Here is a 19,364-nt window from a genome sequence, read left to right as displayed (position 1 = left end):
GCCTTTACAATTGTTAACCAGTAATGGACTCGCACATTCAATGGCAACTTCAACGTGTTACTCACCTTTAGCAGCATCGCTGCGTTTTTCTGTTCTTAGTTTATCGGTTTTTAGTGCTATGAATGTGGCTGCTGCTGAGCAGTTAACGAACACGCCAGCTGAAAAAGATATGGAAGTGATTGAGGTGCGAGGTATTCGCTCTAGCATGGCTGAGAACTTAGCGGTGAAGCGTTTATCGAGTTCTGTTGTGGATGCCATTACGGCTGAAGATATTGGTAAATTCCCTGATAAAAACGTGGCTGATTCATTAGCACGAGTGCCGGGTGTAGTGATTGACCGCGAAGGCGGTGAAGGCTCAACGGTGAGCATTCGTGGTTTATCGTCTGATCTAACTTACACCCAGTTAAATGGTAATTTTATTGCCTCATCACCGGGGGAGCCATCGCGTTCATTCGATTATGCTTTGTTGCCATCGGCGATGATCGCAAGTGTTGAAGTATTTAAATCCCCAGAAGCGCGCCTTGATGAAGGAGGCGTGGGCGGTACGGTATTAATGCATAGCCGCAAACCGCTGGATATGGAGGCTAATTCGGGGGTTTTTAATGTTGAAAGTACCTATGCCGATGTAACAGAAGATTATGAACCTCAGTTTACTGGTTTATATTCATGGAAAAACGATAGTGATAGCGTTGGTTTTTTACTTGGCTATACCCATCAACAGCGCACCAATCGCACGCTCTCTGGTGGTACTGATGCCAATGTATGGCGCTATAATGGCGCGCAGCCCAGTGATGTAAATGGCAACGCGGTTGATAACAGTAATGACTGGGGCGTTGTGACTGATGCCAACGGGCAAGGTTATGAGAATATATGGTTTCCGCAAGTGGTGCGCAGCTCTGTTGTGAATGAAAAGCGTGAACGTGAAGGCGTGCAGTTTACAACCCAGTGGCGACCAACTAATCGCATTGAACTAGGTTTTAATTACTTTGGTTTTAGTTTACAGCAACAACGCAGCGACTCTGTGGTTGATATGCCGGAATGGGCGCTAAATCCGGACTTTTTAACAGGCGTTACACTGGATGAAAGCGGCACAATTGTCACTGCAATGGATTACAGTGCAATCGCCAGTGGCGTTGAAAAAGATATGCAATTGCCGTGGCTACGTGGCAGTTATGTCGATGAAGAATCAACCTCTGATACTTTTGATTTTAACTTAAGCTACGAAGGCGATAACTTTACAGCACGTTTTGTGGCGGGTAAAACTAAAGCTAAAGGTGGGCCAAAAGAAAGTTGGCAAGCAGCGTATAAAAGTTCAAACGCGGGTGAGGGACAAAGTCATATTGAGAATGCATCGCAAAGTGCCGCTTGGTCAATAACAGATGACCGTATTTCGATGCAGATTGACCCTAACACACTGAATAATTTACTCGCAGGTGTTGGCGGTGGTCGTGATGCAGGCTCATCAAATTCAAGTTTTGTACGCAGCACGCTGGAAGAAAACTACTACCAAGCCGACGTTGATTTTTATGTTGATTGGGGTATGTTTACCACCATTCGCACTGGTGCAAAATACCGCGATGCATCACTGCACCGTGAAACTGGCAACAACTTTTTCCTTGATCCGAGTTTTGATATTGCCGCAGGCGAGGCCAGCGCAGGCGGTATCACTCAATTTGATAGCTATCAATGGAATAATGGTATGCCAGCAGCGCAAGATGTGTTTAACAGCGCGGGCGAGGGCAATATTGCTGGTGGTTTTAATATCAACCTCATGCCGACCATTAATTGGCATAAATATCGCGATTATATTTACAGCAACTATGTGCCGTATACCCGCATTGAAGATAACTTTGTCTATGATATTGCCGAGCAAATTAGCGCGTTTTATTTGCAAGGGGATTTTGAATACAGTGATGTACGCGGTAATTTAGGCGTACGGGTAGTGCAAACTAAAACCACCAGCGCCTCAACTGATTTGTATACCTTTTTGCTCGATGAAACCGATGACGAAACGGGCGAGCCGGTCACTGGCGATGATCGCTTGGTTGAGCAATACCAATTGATCACACAACAAACAACAGACACTCACGTATTACCAAGTTTAAATATTGCGTGGGATGCCAGCGACGATGTGGTGATACGTGGTGCGCTTGCTAAAGTGATGTCGCGCCCCGATTACGGTGATTTAGGCAGCCAACAACGTATTATTTTCGTATCTGATGAATGGGCTGCTGATCGTGCTGCGTTTAACGAGCAACCAGGGTTTAGCGGCAGTGGCGGTAATAAAAATTTAAAAGCATTTGAGTCTGTACAAGCCGATTTATCTGTTGAGTATTACTATGCGCCAGGCTCTGCATTAGGTGTGGCGTTATTTCATAAAAAGGTAGATAACTTTGTGGTGCCATTGGTGATTGATTCACAGCGTGAATTTGCAGGCCAAGCGGGTATTGTTGATGCTGGTACTATTACTATTTCGCCTTACAGCACGGTAGGTAATGGTAGCGATGCCGTATCTAAAGGGGTGGAAGTGTTTATTCAACACGCCTTTGATAGCGGCTTTGGTATTTATGCTAACTACACGTATAACAACACCAATCAGGCTGATGTGACGGTTGCAGGTGAAAAGTTTGCTGAATCGCCATTAATAGGCAGTGCCGATTACCAATATAACACCTCGGTTTATTATGAAGGGGATAGCTTTAATATTCGCGCGTCATACAATAAACGAGGCGAAACCGTGCTCGGTATTAACAGTGGTTTAAATGTGTATCAAGACCCATACCAGCAAGTAGACGTAAACGCCGCGTATAACGTTACCGATAAGTTAAGCTTTACCGCAGCGGTAATTAACTTAACGCAGTCAGAATCCGTTACACGCTTGGGTAAAGACACCGGCGCTCGTTTGTTGAATACCAGTTACTCAGGCCGCCGTTATTACGCCGGGTTTAATTACAGCTTTTAAGTTAACCTGAACGCTGGCGATAGATTTATTATCCAGCGTTCAGGTTAGTTAAGTGAAGACTTTAACGATGTATCGTGATATTGGCTTTTGCGCACACTGGTACGCAGTTTTTCTTGTTCTAAAACGTAACTAGCGTCGATGTCATTTAACGGTAGCGTATCTTCGCGGCTTAAGTTGCCATCGGCCACCAGCGATAAGTAACGAGAACAACACACTCGCAAAAACGAGGTGAAATTACCAATATCATGATCAGCATCAAGAGACTCAAGGTACAGTTTAGTGATCATTTGATTGACGGTCATTTGATCGCGAAAAGCCACTTCTTCTAAAATATCCCAAAAAAACTCTTCTAAACGAATCGATGTAACTACACCATCAATACGCAGTGATTTGGTTCGACAAGTCCATAACCGGCTGTCGGCATTAATGAAAAGTTGGCACATAATTTACCTCTTGATGCTGCACAGCGGTGATTATAGTAAGGCTACAAACTGTTTTAACATGGCTGGGTGCGCAGGCCATGCTGGTGCTGTTACCAATTTTCCATCGGTAATGGCGCCATCCATTGGTAACTCAACGTACTCGGCACCCGCCATTTTCACTTCAGGTTGGCAAGCTGGGTAAGCAGATACTTTTTTACCTGTGATCACACCTGCCGCGGTTAGCAGTTGCGGGCCGTGGCAAATAGAAGCAATTGGTTTATCAGCTGTGGCAAAGTGTTGAATTATTTCGATTACTTTCGCATTCAAACGTAAATATTCTGGGGCACGACCACCGGGTAAATACAGCGCATCGTAATCAGCGGCATTAATATTGGCAAATGTCGCGTTGAGCGCAAAGTTATGACCGCGTTTTTCAGTATAGGTTTGATCACCTTCAAAATCATGAATTGAGGTGGCGATTGTATCACCCGCTTTTTTATCAGGGCATACAGCATCAACCTGATGACCCATTGCCAATAATGCTTGAAAAGGCACCATGTTTTCATAGTCTTCCACAAAGTCACCGGTGATCATAAGTACTTTAGCCATGTTTTGCTCCAGATCTTAATTGTGCGTAAACGTATCAGAGTGGAAATTAAGTACACGCTAATACCGTGAGTGTTTAGTAAAGCACATATAAATCAGCAGCGGGTAATATTCTAATACTACAATAGCGGGAGCTGCTGTGTTCAATTCCTTATTGTTTTAATGACTTGAATAACCAGAAAGCTGATATATAACTTATCTCCAGTGGCTTTGTTGATCTAAATAATACCTGCTGGAGCATGGTTAAAATATATGTTTTACATAACATAGTTAAAAACCCCAACCGATTCTAAGTCGAGTGCTGTTTATTCGCTGCAATTGATTTTAATGAGAAATTAGCTTATTATCGCAGCAACTTTTTTTGTATAAGGCTCGTTATTTTGCGCATTACGCCGCCCTAGGTTTTCCCCCCTCTAAATTGCCATAATTTAAATGGCTATCAATTGCTGTTTTCAGCAGGTGCTTGTTTGCGCCATCAAAAAATATTTAAGCACCCTGTTCAACGCGTTAACTGTCGATACGCTAATGTATTGCTATGTTGAAATTGTGGTTTATCGAATTTTTATCAATTTAAATTGTGTTTTTACTTTTGGCTAAATGATTTACGTATCAAAGCAGGGCATTGCTTTGCGTGTGAGCGTGTTAAGTTAAAAGAATTTTGCATGATGAAATTGATAACACATAAAACAAGGTTTTCTATGTTCGAAAAATTTAAACTCGAATGGTTCGCTAACATTCGTGGCGACTTACTTGCGGGTATTGTGGTCGCATTAGCTTTGATCCCTGAGGCTATCGCGTTTTCTATTATTGCTGGTGTTGACCCTAAAGTCGGCCTCTATGCTTCATTTTGTATTGCGGTTGTGATTGCCTTTGTTGGTGGCAGACCCGGTATGATCTCTGCGGCCACCGGCGCGATGGCACTGTTAATGGTGACGCTAGTAAAAGAGCACGGCCTAGAATACTTACTTGCCGCTACTTTACTCACTGGTGTATTGCAAATTATTGCCGGTTATTTAAAGCTTGGCAGCTTAATGCGCTTTGTCTCGCGCTCGGTGGTTACTGGCTTCGTTAACGCTTTAGCAATACTGATATTTATGGCGCAGTTGCCAGAGCTTACCAATGTTACTTGGCATGTCTATGCGATGACCGCCGCTGGTTTAGGTATTATTTACTTGTTCCCTTACTTACCAGTTATCGGTAAAAGCATTCCCTCGCCGTTAGTGTGTATTGTGGTACTGACTGCCGCTGCCATGACTATGGGGCTTGATATTCGTACCGTGGGTGACATGGGCGAGCTCCCCGATACCTTGCCTATCTTTTTATGGCCTGATGTTCCGCTAAACCTAGACACCTTGTTAATTATTTTACCTTATTCAATAGGCCTTGCTATTGTCGGCTTATTAGAGTCAATGATGACGGCCACTATCGTTGATGACCTAACTGACACCTCAAGCGATAAAAACCGTGAGTGTAAAGGCCAAGGCGTCGCCAATATTGGCGCGGGTTTATTAGGTGGTATGGCCGGTTGTGCGATGATTGGTCAGTCAATTATTAATGTTAAATCGGGTGGCCGTGGCCGCTTATCTACTTTTGTAGCCGGTACTTTCTTGTTAATTATGGTGGTATTTTTAGATGAGTGGTTAAAGCTCATTCCGATGGCAGCATTGGTTGCAGTAATGATCATGGTGTCAATTGGTACCTTTTCTTGGAGCTCTATTCGCGATCTTAAAAAGCACCCATTCTCAACCAATATAGTTATGCTTGCTACTGTGGTCGTAGTCGTTGCAACCCATAACTTAGCAATGGGTGTGTTTGTTGGTGTATTACTGTCTGCGGTGTTCTTTGCTAATAAAATTAGCCGCTTTATGGTGGTACAGTCTGAGGGTTCTAATGGCGACAAAGTGTATACAGTGACTGGCCAAGTATTTTTTGCCACAGCGGATAAATTTGTTGATTCGTTTGACTTTAAAGACGCAGCCGACAATGTCACGATCGATTTGAGCCATGCGCATTTTTGGGATATCAGTGGTGTAGGCGCACTTGATAAAGTGGTGATTAAATTACGCCGAGAAGGTGCCGAAGTCACTATTAAGGGCATGAATGTAGCAACCCAAACCGTAGTTGATAAGTTTGCAATTCATGATGACCCCGCTGCCGTAGAAAAAATGATGGCAGGCCATTAAGGAGAACACAATGAAAAAAATAATAGCGTGCGTTGACGGCTCAGCTTTGGCACCCTCTGTGTGTCAAGCGGGAGCGTGGTTATCTGAGCGTTTATCGCTGCCTTTAGTGCTACTGCATAGTATTGAAAAAGAGCACACTGGCCAAGTTAATTTAGCCGGTAGTATTGGCCTTGGAGCAAATGAAAGCTTACTGCAAGAATTGGCCGATCACGATGCGAAAAAAAGCAAACTGCTAAAAGCACACAGCAAAGCCTTACTAGAAGAGCTACAGCAGTCACTGCCTGAGCTAAATAGCCCAGTTGCAACACTTGAGCGCTTTGGTGATGTAAACCACACCCTTAGCGATATTAAAGAGTCAATTCGTTGCTATGTGATGGGCCGCAGTGGTGAAAGCCATGGCAATGAAACTCACTTAGTGGGTTCGCATATTGAAAGCGCATTACGTTTGGTTGACCGCTCTATGCTACTGACCGTTGGCGAGTTTAAACAACCGCAATCGTTCTTACTTGCCTACGATGGCAGAGAGCAAGCTAACTTGGCCATTGAGCGGTTACTCGAAACCAAGCTACTGGCTAACTGCGATTGCCATTTAGTGATGGTAGGTAACACCAACCATGCCACTAAAGACGCGTTTGATAAAGAGCTAAGCCGTTTAGAGTCAGAGTTTGCATCAATTACTCCGCACTTTGTTGATGGTGGTAATATTGCCGATTCATTATTAGCTAAGCAGCAACAGCTCAATGTTGACTTAACTGTGATAGGGGCGTTTTCGCACTCTAAAGTGAGGCAGTTCTTTGTGGGTAGTAATACGCTAAAATTAATTGCTAACAGCCACACTTCATTATTAGTGATTAAGTAAATTTTTAGTTTTAATGAGCCTAGCCACTACAAGGCTGGGCTCATTTTTCATCCTGTTGTACGATTCAGTGCCAATATTGCTTAGGATCTGCCCTGCATTAACCAAGGCTGTGCTGGTTAACCATGATTAGCGTTTTTCATTTTATACATTTTTTTATCGGCCGTTTCGATTAGCGCATCCAAGGATTCACCATCGCTTGGGTAAAAGGCTGCACCATAAGAAAAGTTAATTTTCATCTGTGGGTAATCACTGCTTGCTGCCGCTTGGGCAATCGCCTTTGCAATCCTGCTGGTTAATTTATGAATATCCGCTATGGTATGAAAATGTTCCAGTAACAACACAAATTCATCACCGCCAAGCCGTGCAGCGGTATCGTCTTCTCGTAACGTATTTTGAAAAACATCCGCTAAAATCTTTAGTGCATCATCACCCGCTTGATGACCAAATTGATCGTTTAACTCTTTGAATTGGTTTAAGTCAATAAATACAATGCTTAAGTGATTAGCCTCAGCTTTTTGACTACGCCTAAAATGCTTTAACACTTGCTTAAAACGATCTTCTAGCAACAGCCTGTTAGGTAACCCCGTTAAGTGATCGTGATAGGCTAAAAAGCGAAATGTATCGCGCTGCGAAATATGATTACTAATATCAGAAAAAATAGTAATAAAACCTTTAATTTCATTATTATGTGTAATAGACGAGGTTGATTGCCAAGTGTGGATCGTTTCCCCCGAGGCTTTGCGGATCATAATTTCACCGCTCCAGTGGCCTTCGTTTTTAATGGCTCTAAAGGCTGCACGAATGGTATTACTTTGGTTTAGGCCGCTTCGTAAAAAGGTGGGTTTACGAAACAAAACACGTTCACGTGGATAACCGAACAACATAATAAAGGCGTCGTTCACTCTAATCACATCATCGTCTTTATCGGTCACCATCATCGCTTCGCCGCTGTGATTAAAGACTAAATCATCAATTGAACGTTGCTCGCTGGCTTGGGTATTAAACACACAACACACCGTCGACTGTGCTTGACTACTTTTTTTTAAGCTTATTGAGTAAATATGCTGCTGCAATCGCAACTCAATCGTTTTGTAAAACGCCGTGCTGTTTAAGTTAAACTGCTGTGTTATATCAGATATTTGCAGCTGCACCGCTTCAGGCAATGAACAAAATTGTGCATTACTACTAACATGCTCTGCACATACAAATAGTGCCGGAACAGGTAAATCATCAACTGTCATTGTATTCACCTTAATGCCTTATACTCGTTTATATATTAGTTAAGTAGCATGTTATATGCCAAGATAGATTATATTTATCGCAAATTTATATACTCAGCTAATCTGGTAAATGATCACTTATGGCATAAGGAAATTTATAGCGTCGTTTGATTTTAAAGAGGTGGTCGCTAAAGTTATCATTGATTTAACTGATGGCCATTTTTGGAATATCACGGCCATTAATTGTCCTTTGCTAAGTATATGCTCTCCAGCAGCGTCTTGCTGCTGGAGGTTTAGAGTATCTGTTGTTGCCAACGCTGCGCTAGAAAGTCGATAAATGCTCTGACCAAATTTTGCTGATAGTTACGCGATAAGTAAACGGCCCATAAATGGTTACCTGGGGTAGCGTAGTTAGACAGTACCTTCACCAATTGCTTTGTTTCCAAATCCTCTTGTGCCAAATGATAAGGTAAATTGGCAACGCCCATCCCTCTGATTGCGGCCTTACGTAACACCGACATATCATTGGCGTTAAGATTGCCCTTTACAGTGATTTTTTCATCCGAATTCTCACCTAAGATATGCCATGTTGAACTGCCACTGTGCAGCAAACAATTATGCTGCAATAAATCTTGCGGTGTGGTGAGGTTACTTTTGCCAGCTAAATAGTCAGGGGATGCGCACATAACCGTATTTATAAACATTAACTTACGGGCAATCAGTTGTTCATCGGGCTGGTGAGTATAACGCAAGGCAATGTCTATTCGCTCATCCACCAATTGCGATAGCCGGTCAGAGAGCACCAGCTGAAACTGTGTATTTGGGTGTATAGCAACAAATTCTTCGATTGCATCAAACAACATGTTTTGCCCAATACCAATAGGCGCTGCCACCCTAATTGTGCCAACTAGCTCGTTATTATGGCTATGTGCTCTACTTTGTAAATCCAATACAGTGCTGAGTATTTGCTTACAGTAGCTAAGCGCTTCTTCGCCTTGATTAGTTAAACTGACTTTACGGGTGGTGCGGTGAAATAACCGTAAGCTAAGCCACTGCTCAATGTCTTGTACGTGGCGGGTGACTTGTAAGCGGCTGAGCTCTAAGTTAGCAGCTGCTTTTGTAAAACTGCCACAGCGGGCAACTTCAACAAAGCTTTGGATTGCAGTTATTTTGTCCATTAGTATCCTAAAGTGAACCAATGTGTATCTATAAGGTTTATTTATCATCAATTATCGTTCAAGTAAACTGATTATCCAGCGCTGAGGTGACGACTCAGATGATTAATACTTTTTTAAGGATACAGATATGAATATTACTATTTTAGGTGCAACTGGTTGGATTGGTGGTGAGATCACTACACAGGCATTACTACGCAACCACCAAGTAACAGCAATAGCCAGAAATACCGAAAAATTAATCGCTGAAAACGTGACGCTAAAGAACTTTGATTTGCAATCAGATGACGATATCGCTCCGTTACTTGCTGGTGCTGATGTGGTGATTGCCTCAATTGGCGGCCGTGCCGCTGGTAATCATAAGTTAGTCGCCCGCACTGCAAAGCGTTTATTAGCGGCACTTTCTGGTAGTAATACTCGGCTGTTATGGGTCGGCGGTGCTGGAAGTTTAGAGGTGTCTGCTGGGGTTACCTTAGTGTCATCCCCCGATTTTCCTGCTGAATATAAAGATGAGGCATTGGCACAAGGTGAAGCTCTTAATGTATTTAAAACAACAAACACAGCTACACAATGGACGTTTGTAAGCCCTGCGGCGGTTATTTACCCAGGCGCGAGTGAAGGTCCGTATCGTATTGGTGGCGATGAATTTTTTACTAATGAACAAGGTGAAAGCAAAATATCAGTGACTGATTACGCGATTGCAATGCTGGATGAAGCGCAACATGCCGCGCATATTAATCAACGTATCAGTGTGGCTTATTAAGGCTTTTTCGCTGGGCTTATAAAAAATAAAATATGATTATTGAATGATACTTTTGAGCCCACTTTTATCCTTTGCTTTAGCAAGTTTATCAGCTTTACCTGAGCCTTGTGCAACTTAGGTAAAGCTGACGGTTATTGCTAATCAGCAGTGGCGTTTTTGAAACCGTGATGCAGCAAAAGCGATTTGCTCAGCTTAGTAATACGAAGATGTTATTCACGTGTAAGCTTACTTTTAGCAACTATTTATTACTTGCACTTTTACAATGATCTCATGTCTAGACTATATTTGTTTTGGTAACTGATTAATTATTTTTAATTTTAGTGCAATCTTACAATCAGTTTTTGCATGCAAAGATTGCCTTCATTATTGAGAAGTGATGCATTGTATTGATGATTAGCTATTCCGATAAGGCCGAGCGAAAACTTATTATTAGGTTGTTCGCAGCAATAGGTACGGTAACAACGTTTTGTATGGCAATAATCGCTTTATTTAATAATCAATCTACTTTGGTTTACCCCTTATTAGGCTCATCGATTTTATTTGCTTCCCCCTTTTGTCTTGGTGATAGAGTTGAGATCTCCTCTTTAATTGTTCTGTATACTTTATACACTTTAATGATTTACTTAGTACTTACAGGTGGGAGCCATGGTACTGGACCTATTTGGATCTTTATTGTATCCCCCGTTACTTTCTTTGTGCGCGGCTTTAAACGAGGAATTATTGATTTAATTATTTTTGTGATCTGCGTGACGGGCGCTTTTTATTTGTCGAGCTACTTTAAATTTTACAGTGGATACTCGGTTTATTTTCCAACTCGGATTATTTTTTCTTTTATCATTGTTGCTTTGTTGAGTGGCTTTTATGAATATTTTCGGCAAATGTACAGTCATCGTTTAATTGAACTTGTACAAAAAAATGAATATTTAGCGACTCGCGACCCTTTAACAAACCTGCCCAATCGACGTTATGCTATTGCTGAACTAGAACAATTTGCAGAGCAGCAGCAAACGGCGAGTATTATTATTGCGGATGTAGATAATTTTAAAGATATTAATGATCAATATGGTCACTCAGTTGGCGATGAAGTACTAAAACACCTTGCTGATTTATTTGTTGCTCAGTTAAGTGAAAATGATATGGTGGCGCGCTGGGGCGGTGAAGAGTTTTTATTTTTTCTACGTCATAAAAATAAACAACAAGCGACACAATTTGCCAACGATATTCATCATGCTTTATCACAAAATCGTTTAGATATTGGTGTAAACCAGCTGGCTGTTACAGTGAGTATGGGGATCAGTAAATTAACTGCGGATGTGCCTATTGATAAAGCGATGCACAAAGCTGATGAATTGCTTTATCAAGCAAAGGAGCGAGGCAAAAATCAAACGTGTGTTTAGCGCTTATTGGGAACGCTATGAATACCTTATATATAACAGGAGCCGGTGTGAGTGCCGCCAGCGGCATTCCAACTTTTCGTGGCGAAGACGGTTATTGGACTATTGGCAGTCAAAACTATACGCCAATGGAAATGGCCACTCGCGCTATGTATGAAAATAATCCGCGGGAATTTTTAGCGTGGTATTATCATCGTTTTGCCACTTATCGTAATCATGGCCCTAATGAAGTGCATCATTGGCTCAGCGATAAAAACTTAATCACTCAAAATATTGATGGCTTAGATGGTAAAGCGGGGAATAGTAATTACATTGCGATTCACGGTCGGCTTGATCAAATGACCTTGTTTCATACCCAAGGTGATGATGTTAGCGCGCATCTCACCCCTTGGGATAACGTAGATGAAAGCCGTTTGCATGACTCACTGCTGGAATTATTTAACATCGAAAACCAACAGCCGCAGCTTAATCATTCCTTTAAACCTTATGTGCTGCTATTTGATGAATATTACACTGAGCTTTATCGGATCACGCAAGCACAACAGCGGATGATCGCAGCCGATAAAATCGTATTTATCGGCACTTCGTTTAGCGTTAACATTACCCAAATGGCACTGGAGATAGCGCGCAGCTACGACATTGCTATTGAAGTTGTTGATCCACAGCCTGCGCACATAATGCACCCGAATGTGAGTTATAAAAAAATGACTGCATTAGAGTACATTCAATTTAAGGGCTAATTACTGCTGTGCTTTCGCTTGCGCTACATTGAGTCGCAGACCTAGCGGATCAGTAACAAATTCTGCCACGCCGGATTTATTTAACTCCAAAATAGCTTTAGGTGCTTGCTGAAAACTTTGCCAATTTATTAGGCCTGGGCCATTTGGGTTACCTGCTTTGATAAAGTTAGTGACGTAGCGATGCATGGTTTTGCCCGCTTGTTTATCTTGCTCAGTAGTGACATGGCCATATTTAGTGGCCACCGTATTAAAAAAGTAAGGGATCTCGCTCGCGTGCGCTGCACCTTTTGCATCTAACGTTTGTGCGACATAAGCGAACCGATAAAGGTAAGCATTTTGGCCACGTTTACTAAAGCGTTGCGCAGTAAAACGAGCCGGTTCTTGCATTAGTTTGTCTTGGCCAACTTGGTAATTTAATAATGCCAATGGCTTATCATTTTCTGGATCATAGGCAATTTGGGCTTGTATGGCATTATCGGCAAAGCTGTTGAATAAAGCCTGCTTAGAGTCATAATTTGCATAGCCGATATCATGATTAGTGGTACCGACCATTAACGGCACTTTGCTAAATTGACCACTAAGTAGGTTTTCGCTGGTGCTGCCAGTTATGAGTGTTCCGTCTAAAATTGGCCCACCAGAGTAGGTTGCAACAGAATTATTAACTTGGCCTAAGTTACTGAGGTTTAAATTATCAACAATAGCTTGGGCGGGGAGTGCACGCAGTGCTGTTAGGCTATTTTTATCACTGCCGGTTATTTGATGTTGGGCTGCAAAGTTAACGCCTACTTGCTCGGCTGATAATGTGTCTGGATCATCACTGTGAAGTGGTAATTGATTAAATAACTCACGACCGCCGCCAGACATGATAATTGCTTTATTAAATAGCCCTTGCGCGCTTGGTGTTTGCAACATGGCGTGTACTGATTTACCACCAGCGGATTCGCCCATGATGGTTACTTGGCTTGGATCGCCATTAAACTCAGCAATATTATTTTTAACCCATTTTAAAGCGGCTACTTGGTCCATAAATGCATAATTACCAAGCGCGTCATTTTCAAAACTGCTCAGTGCAGGGTGAGCAAAGAAACCAAATCGACCTAAACGGTAATTAAAACTAACAAACACAATGCCTTGTTTGGCAAAGCTTGCACCAGAATAAACCTCAGGAGAAGCGCCACCGTTTACAAAACCACCGCCATAAAACCACACCACCACAGGGTAGCCCGTATCGCTTTGTTTAGCAGGCCTGATCACATTTAAGTACAAGCAATCTTCCGCAGCTGTTGTACCCAGTGGTGCAGCATCTCCTGCAAATGGTTTTTGCATGCAGTCTGGCGCATAGTGATCAGCTTGCTTAACACCTTGCCATTTAGGCACAGGTTGCGGCGCTCGCCAGCGATAGTCCGCTACTGGAGGCGCAGCGTAAGGTATGCCTTTAAAAGATACTATTTTGCCAGACTCAGTGCCTTGCACTATACCACCGGTTACATCCGCAGTTGTGTTTGAGGTGGCTTTAGAGCAGCCTTGTAAAGTCATTGCTGCAAACGTAAAGCAGGTGATAAAAGCCAATGGTTGTAGTGAGCGCAGTAGCATGGTTAATCCCTATAAAATGAGCGAGTCATAGTCGAAAACCAACAGATACTAGCATAAAAAATGGCGGGATAGATAAAGGCTTAAATAAACTAAGGTGATTAGATAGGGAGTATAATCACCTTAAGTATTTGGCAAAAGGTTAATTTAACCTTTTTAGCTCCTGGGCAGAAGTGTGCCAAATTAGTTGCTAAGCGTTAAAAACGGGTACGAATACCAAATGTAATACGACGCTCAAAGATATTTTGCGTGATCACATGATCTGACCATTGTGCGTAAATATCTTCTTTTTCTTCGGTTAAATTACTCACTGAGGTATAAATGCTCATATCTTCAGCAAATTCATAGCCTGCATACATATCAAAATACAAGGTGCTGTCGGTCCAAAATGGCATAACCCCTTCGCCCATTGGCGAGCTTAAGCTGTCTAAGCGATCGCTACGGTAGTTAGCTGCAAGGCGCAGTTGTAATGGGCCTTTTTCATACCAAAGCACCGCATTAGCTGATTTTTCAGAGTTATCTTGAATTGGTAAACTTTCACCATAAACATCAACGTTTGCGCTGTCGCTTGGCGCATAGGTAAAGTTAACTGACGTGCCTAAGCCATCAAATGGCGCCGGTAAAAAGTCAAATGCTTGCTGATAAACCACTTCAAAGCCTTTAATGTCACCACCTTGGCCATTTATTTCAGTGCTTACCGGTACTTCACGACGAATAACGCCATCAATATCGGGTAAGCCTTGCATGACAATACCGTTTTCAACAAATGATTCTATATCCATTAAAAACGCTGAAATGCTTAGTAAACCGCTGTCATTAAAATACCACTCGGCAGATAAGTTATAGTTAGTGGCGCGCCATGGCTCTAGATCAGGGTTACCATTTTGTGTGCCTTGTACCGCGACTAATAAATCAGGACTTACGCCAAGCTCAGCGGCAAGTACATCACCGGCACGAGTACGACCAACACTAATACCACCGGCAAGTTTACCAATATCGAGCGTGGTCATGGTTTTACCGTAACCAGCACGTAGGATCAGCTCTTCGGTGAGGTTTAAGTTAAAGTTCATGGATGGTAAAAAGTCAGAGTAATCTCTGTTTAGCCATTTTTCACCGGTTTTTTCACTGGCAGTACACAATGAGCAAGGACGTGCTGAGCCTAGCTGATTCTGCAGCATGTCGAGTTCAGTTTTAATGTATTGCGCGCCAATATTAGCGGTATAACTTAAATCCCCCAATTCACCGGAAAAGTTTGCTTTAAAGTAAGCGGTTTGTGTTTGCTCTTTGACTTGATAGGTACGAGATGGGTTAGCTAAACGCTTATTACCTGGGTAAATAGCGTTTTGGAATGCCATTGGATCGTCCATCACTTTCGGATCGATTAAGTAAAAACTATGCCCAGCGCCGCCAGGGCCTAAACCATTGACTTGGTTAACCCACCCATCGGGCATATCACTAAAAAAGTTGGTTTTACCTAGGGTTAAATCACCACCTGCTACGCTATTTTCACCGTCGCCATTGGTATCACCTAGTGATGCGCCAGAATCTTTCCACATCACATCTGCTGTAATATCACCGGTGGTAAATGGCGCAACGAGAATATAGGTTTCACGCTCTACATCACGTTTGGATGCGCGCAGACCAAAATCAAAATTCTGCAGGTGATCTGTGTCAAAGGCGTAATGGCCATCAATACGGGCAACATCAAGTGTGGCCTCTTCTTCAAAGTTATTTTCAGAGTAGGTTGATACCAGATTATATTGGCTTATATCATTGCCAAAACCTTCTGCAAAACCAAGGGTGAGGTATTCGCCACTGCGTGAAAAGCTGACATCAACGTCTTCTGGGCCGTAACCATTGGGGTTAACAGGGGTAATGCCATCACCATGATTTTTTAATAGTCCATGTTGTGCGCCTGAAGTTAAAAAGCCGTGGGCTACATTTTCAGTATGGCTGCGCTCAGCCTCGCCATGAATATACCTAAATTCACCTGATAATGGGCCATCACCTTGGTATTCGAATAAAAAGCTGGCATTGGTTGATTCACGATCGTTAGTTAAACTTTCCGAGTAGGCACTAACCCGGCGAACTTTTAAATCAGCTTCATTGACTGTGTATATTTGCCCGCCCTGATCATTATCTAAACGGGGAATAAAATTATCAGAATACGCCCAGATAGAGCCACGGGCATTATCAACCATCACCCCTTGTTTACGGTCAGCATCATCCATTTTGGTATAAAATAGGTCGCCGGTAAAAGTCAGGGCATCGGCAATTTGATATTGAATAGTGGTGTTTAAACCTAAGCGATCACGCTCGGTTTCACGGTCCATCACGCCATAAAAACGTTGGCTGTAAAAGCTGTCGTTAAAATCGCCATCACCGTTAAAGTCTCTGTCAGTTTCATTTTGCACTTCTGAAGAGGTTAAAATTGTGCCATTGCGATAATTTGCTAAGGTGCTTTCGTCATACGCGGCGGTGACAATAATACCAAACTTATCATTGTTGTATCCGGCAAACGCCACGACTTTAGGATCTGTTTGTTCTGAAAGACTACCTCGGGTGGCTTCCCCTGCCAGTGAAAACGTAGTGCCTTGGTCAAGAGCAAACGGCCGGCGCGTTTTTAAATCTAAAGTACCTGAAATACCGCCTGCTAAAGTATCTGCTTGGGGGGATTTAAGCACATCAATCCCTGATAGCAACGCGGCTGGGACATCAGTGAAGTCTGGTTGCAAGGTTGTAATTGAACCGGCACTTAAAAACTGCTCGCCATTTAAAAGAGTGGTTACTTGCGGCATACCGCGTACGTTAATGGTCGAGCCTTCCCCCGCCGAGCGACGAATTTGCACACCCGGAATACGTTGCAGCGTATCAGCAATGGTTACATCGGGGAGTTTACCAATGTCTTCGGCGGTAATTGAGTCCATCACCCCAGTGCTAAAGCGTTTGTTGTTAATATCTTGTTTGTTGCTGGCGGCAATACCACGTACTTCGATGGTTTCTATTTCGTCATTAGCAACTGGACTTTCGTCCGCGGCATAAACCCCAAAGCTCGTATAACCACAGATAATAGCAGCCACAGTTTTTGCTATTACACTTATATTTAACGTGGCTTGGCGACGGTTTTTACTATGCATTTTGTTGTACCTCATCCTGTATTTTAGAAGGTGAATTATTATTTTCTGTTAATTTGTAACACTTGTTGACTATTGTTTTGTTATTAATTAACATCACTTTCAAGCAAAATGCAATAACAATTACATTAACATTTGATAATTTTTTGCTTCTTAATGTAATGTTGCTATCTAAGGTAATGATTTAAAATAAGAGTTTTATTTATGGAAAAGTTAGCCACAACAAGTGCTGAAAATATCGCAAGTGTGAATAAAGGCTTAGGTCAAGGCGAGGTCCCCATACATGGGGATTATAATGTTGCCTTACAGCAAGTCAGTTTGCCTTGTGCGTGTATTTATCAAACTCGGTTAGATAATAACATTGCCTGGATGGCAAAGTTTGCAAAGCAAAGTAAGGTAGAGTTTTCACCCCATGGCAAAACTACCATGGCACCGAGTATTTTTAAAAAGCAGCTAACTGCAGGAGCGTACGCTATCACCATTGCCACAGTGCAGCAGGCGGGAGTGGCTGCACGCGCTGGTGCAAAGCGCATTATTATGGCAAATCAGTTAGTTGGCAAAGCTAACATGGCGCATCTTGCCAGTTTATTAAAGCAGCATCCGGTTGATTTTTATTGTTTAGTGGATGATATCAGTAATGTAACAGCCCTTGCCGAGTTCTTTAGTGAGCAAGGTTTACAGCTTAAATTACTGATTGAATTAGGCGTAGCTGGCGGGCGTTGTGGTGTTGTTGATAATCAACAACTGCAGCAGTTAGCGGCGCATATTAAGCAGTTTTCTGCATTACAGCTTGCGGGTATTGAAGTGTATGAAGGCGTATTGAGTACACAAAGTGAAGTGACTGCATTTTTAGCAGATGCGGTAACGAAATGTAAAGCTTTGATTGAAAAGCAGGCTTTTGCGACAGAGCAGGTGATCATTACCGCTGGTGGCTCTGCCTGGTATGACTTAGTGTGCGATGCATTTGCACCGCAAAACTTGTTAGACAACATGATACCTGTGATCCGCCCAGGTTGTTATGTGGCTCATGATCAAGGGATTTATCAGCAGGCCCAGCAGCAAGTGTTAGCGCGTAACCCGCTGGCCTGTAATATTGGCAGTGATCTACAGTCGTGTTTAGAAATTTGGGCATACGTACAGTCACTACCAGAGCCAGGTCGTGCCATTATTGGTATGGGTAAACGAGATGTTGCCTTCGATGCTGGCTTACCCATTGCCAATTTACATGTTGATCAAGCTGGCACGGTACGACCTGCAGGGGCTGATTGGCAAGTTGAAAAAATAATGGATCAACACGCAATGCTGACTTATACCGACCCTGAGCAACTAAAAGTGGGCGATATTATAGCATTTGCAACTTCACACCCGTGCCTTACATTCGATAAATGGCGTTATATTAACGTCATAGATGATAACTATAACGTTATTGAGATCTTTGATACGTATTTTTAGGAGAGTAAATAATTGGATATTGTTTCACGAATTAAAGAGCGCTTAGGCCATTTACGTCAATCAGAGCAACTCGTTGCACAATTAATTTTAACCGATCTGCAATATGCAGCTTCAGCGAGTATTAGCGACTTAGCGCAGCGCGCTAAAGTGAGCCACGCGTCAATTACCCGCTTAGCTAAAGCCTTAGGCTGCGATAATGTGCGAGATATGAAACTACAACTTGCGCAGTCACTGGCAGTTGGCGAGCGTTTTATTAGTGAAAACGCCTCAGTACGCGAAGATATTCCAGCAATATACCAAGCAATTCACGATATTTTAGATATCAATGCCGGGCTTATTGAACAGTCTTTAGTGGAAGAAGCGGCGCGCTGTATTGCTGGTAGTCGCCATACGCTCATTTTTGGTGTCGGTGGCGGCAGCTCGGTAGTCGCTCAAGAGTGCCATAACCGACTATTTAGGCTTGATGTACTGAGTAATGCCTATAGCGATCCTGTGATGATGCGCATGACAGCAGCCAGTGTTGATGTGAGTGATGTGGTTATGGTGCTGTCGTTAACGGGGCTTGCCAAAGATCTGATTGATGCCGCAAGTATTGCTAAAGATTATGGCGCAAAAGTGATTGCCATTTGCCCTGATAGTACGCTTGCCGATATAGCGACAATTCACTTACCAATCAAAACCAATGAATCAGATTACATTTTCACGCCAAGTACCGCGCGTTACGCCATGTTAGCCGCCGTTGATGTGCTTGCCAGTGAAGTGGCGATATTAACGCAGAAAAAATCTCGTGAGAAACTGCGCCGTATTAAACATGAGCTAGATGAGTACCGTCAAGGACCTGACCGCGCACCGCTAGGAGATTAA

The 19,364-nt window shown here is 42.8% G+C and carries 14 protein-coding genes; 8 read left to right on the top strand and 6 right to left on the bottom strand.

Translation table 11 applies throughout. The features are described from left to right. Positions 1 to 40: 40 nt before the first annotated feature. Positions 41 to 2,962, top strand: coding sequence for a TonB-dependent receptor (locus ACMVDV_RS22470; RefSeq protein WP_416159748.1), 2,922 nt, complete (start codon positions 41 to 43; stop codon positions 2,960 to 2,962). Between the two features lie 44 nt (positions 2,963 to 3,006). Here the strand turns inward: ACMVDV_RS22470 and ACMVDV_RS22465 are convergent, their stop codons facing one another. Together ACMVDV_RS22465 and ACMVDV_RS22460 are read right to left on the bottom strand one after the other, a co-directional pair. Continuing rightward, positions 3,007 to 3,405, bottom strand: a complete 399-nt coding sequence (locus ACMVDV_RS22465; RefSeq protein WP_416159747.1) for a ribbon-helix-helix domain-containing protein — start codon at positions 3,403 to 3,405, stop codon at positions 3,007 to 3,009. A 30-nt stretch (positions 3,406 to 3,435) separates the two neighbouring features. After that, positions 3,436 to 3,993, bottom strand: coding sequence for a DJ-1/PfpI family protein (locus tag ACMVDV_RS22460; RefSeq protein ID WP_304181404.1), 558 nt, complete (start codon positions 3,991 to 3,993; stop codon positions 3,436 to 3,438). A 695-nt stretch (positions 3,994 to 4,688) separates the two neighbouring features. Between ACMVDV_RS22460 and ACMVDV_RS22455 the strand changes: the two genes are divergently transcribed. Together ACMVDV_RS22455 and ACMVDV_RS22450 are read left to right on the top strand one after the other, a co-directional pair. Continuing rightward, positions 4,689 to 6,173 (top strand): SulP family inorganic anion transporter, encoded by a 1,485-nt coding sequence (locus ACMVDV_RS22455; RefSeq protein WP_416159746.1) that lies wholly within the window; start codon positions 4,689 to 4,691, stop codon positions 6,171 to 6,173. Between the two features lie 10 nt (positions 6,174 to 6,183). Next, the gene (locus ACMVDV_RS22450) at positions 6,184 to 7,032 is read left to right on the top strand and encodes a universal stress protein (RefSeq protein ID WP_416159745.1); all 849 of its coding nucleotides are present in this window, start codon (positions 6,184 to 6,186) and stop codon (positions 7,030 to 7,032) included. A 116-nt stretch (positions 7,033 to 7,148) separates the two neighbouring features. On the opposite strand, the gene ACMVDV_RS22445 is transcribed toward ACMVDV_RS22450, so the two are convergent. Further along, positions 7,149 to 8,273 carry a GGDEF domain-containing protein gene (locus ACMVDV_RS22445; RefSeq protein ID WP_416159744.1) on the bottom strand — a complete coding sequence of 375 codons (1,125 nt, stop codon included), beginning with the start codon at positions 8,271 to 8,273 and terminating at the stop codon, positions 7,149 to 7,151. A gap of 272 nt (positions 8,274 to 8,545) precedes the next feature. Then, the gene (locus tag ACMVDV_RS22440) at positions 8,546 to 9,430 is read right to left on the bottom strand and encodes a LysR substrate-binding domain-containing protein (protein ID WP_416159743.1); all 885 of its coding nucleotides are present in this window, start codon (positions 9,428 to 9,430) and stop codon (positions 8,546 to 8,548) included. Positions 9,431 to 9,557: 127 nt separating this feature from the next. On the opposite strand from ACMVDV_RS22440, the gene ACMVDV_RS22435 reads away from it, so the two are divergent. From ACMVDV_RS22435 to ACMVDV_RS22425, 3 genes are all read left to right on the top strand, one after another. Then, positions 9,558 to 10,190, top strand: a complete 633-nt coding sequence (locus tag ACMVDV_RS22435; RefSeq protein WP_416159742.1) for an NAD(P)-dependent oxidoreductase — start codon at positions 9,558 to 9,560, stop codon at positions 10,188 to 10,190. A 470-nt stretch (positions 10,191 to 10,660) separates the two neighbouring features. Then, entirely contained in the window at positions 10,661 to 11,587 is a 927-nt protein-coding gene (locus ACMVDV_RS22430; RefSeq protein ID WP_416159741.1) for a GGDEF domain-containing protein, read from the top strand. A gap of 17 nt (positions 11,588 to 11,604) precedes the next feature. Beyond that, positions 11,605 to 12,324, top strand: a complete 720-nt coding sequence (locus tag ACMVDV_RS22425; protein WP_304181415.1) for an SIR2 family NAD-dependent protein deacylase — start codon at positions 11,605 to 11,607, stop codon at positions 12,322 to 12,324. Here ACMVDV_RS22425 and ACMVDV_RS22420 read toward each other — a convergent pair whose 3' ends face one another. Both ACMVDV_RS22420 and ACMVDV_RS22415 read right to left on the bottom strand, forming a co-directional pair. Further along, on the bottom strand, positions 12,325 to 13,917 hold the full coding sequence (locus ACMVDV_RS22420; RefSeq protein ID WP_416159740.1) for a carboxylesterase/lipase family protein: 1,593 nt from the start codon (positions 13,915 to 13,917) through the stop codon (positions 12,325 to 12,327). Between the two features lie 194 nt (positions 13,918 to 14,111). Next, positions 14,112 to 17,051: a TonB-dependent receptor gene (locus ACMVDV_RS22415; protein WP_416159739.1), complete on the bottom strand. Its 2,940-nt coding sequence runs from the start codon at positions 17,049 to 17,051 to the stop codon at positions 14,112 to 14,114. A 201-nt stretch (positions 17,052 to 17,252) separates the two neighbouring features. On the opposite strand from ACMVDV_RS22415, the gene ACMVDV_RS22410 reads away from it, so the two are divergent. Then, positions 17,253 to 18,500, top strand: coding sequence for an amino acid deaminase (locus ACMVDV_RS22410; RefSeq protein WP_416159738.1), 1,248 nt, complete (start codon positions 17,253 to 17,255; stop codon positions 18,498 to 18,500). A gap of 12 nt (positions 18,501 to 18,512) precedes the next feature. Then, positions 18,513 to 19,364, top strand: a complete 852-nt coding sequence (locus ACMVDV_RS22405; protein ID WP_304181424.1) for a MurR/RpiR family transcriptional regulator — start codon at positions 18,513 to 18,515, stop codon at positions 19,362 to 19,364.

Source organism: Pseudoalteromonas sp. ASV78 (assembly GCF_047806705.1).
GTDB classification, from domain to species: Bacteria; Pseudomonadota; Gammaproteobacteria; order Enterobacterales; family Alteromonadaceae; genus Pseudoalteromonas; species Pseudoalteromonas prydzensis_A.
Note: the sequence above shows the minus strand (reverse complement) of the source record. Positions and strands in the feature narration are given on the sequence as shown.

Bases quoted from the DNA above. Each gene is read 5' to 3' on its own strand.
- ACMVDV_RS22415 (WP_416159739.1), bottom strand. From the start codon at position 17,051: ATGCATAGTAAAAACCGTCGCCAAGCCACGTTAAATATAAGTGTAATA.
- ACMVDV_RS22430 (WP_416159741.1), top strand. From the start codon at position 10,661: ATGGCAATAATCGCTTTATTTAATAATCAATCTACTTTGGTTTACCCC.
- ACMVDV_RS22410 (WP_416159738.1), top strand. From the start codon at position 17,253: ATGGAAAAGTTAGCCACAACAAGTGCTGAAAATATCGCAAGTGTGAAT.
- ACMVDV_RS22440 (WP_416159743.1), bottom strand. From the start codon at position 9,430: ATGGACAAAATAACTGCAATCCAAAGCTTTGTTGAAGTTGCCCGCTGT.
- ACMVDV_RS22470 (WP_416159748.1), top strand. From the start codon at position 41: ATGGCAACTTCAACGTGTTACTCACCTTTAGCAGCATCGCTGCGTTTT.
- ACMVDV_RS22425 (WP_304181415.1), top strand. From the start codon at position 11,605: ATGAATACCTTATATATAACAGGAGCCGGTGTGAGTGCCGCCAGCGGC.
- ACMVDV_RS22435 (WP_416159742.1), top strand. From the start codon at position 9,558: ATGAATATTACTATTTTAGGTGCAACTGGTTGGATTGGTGGTGAGATC.
- ACMVDV_RS22455 (WP_416159746.1), top strand. From the start codon at position 4,689: ATGTTCGAAAAATTTAAACTCGAATGGTTCGCTAACATTCGTGGCGAC.
- ACMVDV_RS22450 (WP_416159745.1), top strand. From the start codon at position 6,184: ATGAAAAAAATAATAGCGTGCGTTGACGGCTCAGCTTTGGCACCCTCT.
- ACMVDV_RS22445 (WP_416159744.1), bottom strand. From the start codon at position 8,273: ATGACAGTTGATGATTTACCTGTTCCGGCACTATTTGTATGTGCAGAG.
- ACMVDV_RS22465 (WP_416159747.1), bottom strand. From the start codon at position 3,405: ATGTGCCAACTTTTCATTAATGCCGACAGCCGGTTATGGACTTGTCGA.
- ACMVDV_RS22420 (WP_416159740.1), bottom strand. From the start codon at position 13,917: ATGCTACTGCGCTCACTACAACCATTGGCTTTTATCACCTGCTTTACG.
- ACMVDV_RS22460 (WP_304181404.1), bottom strand. From the start codon at position 3,993: ATGGCTAAAGTACTTATGATCACCGGTGACTTTGTGGAAGACTATGAA.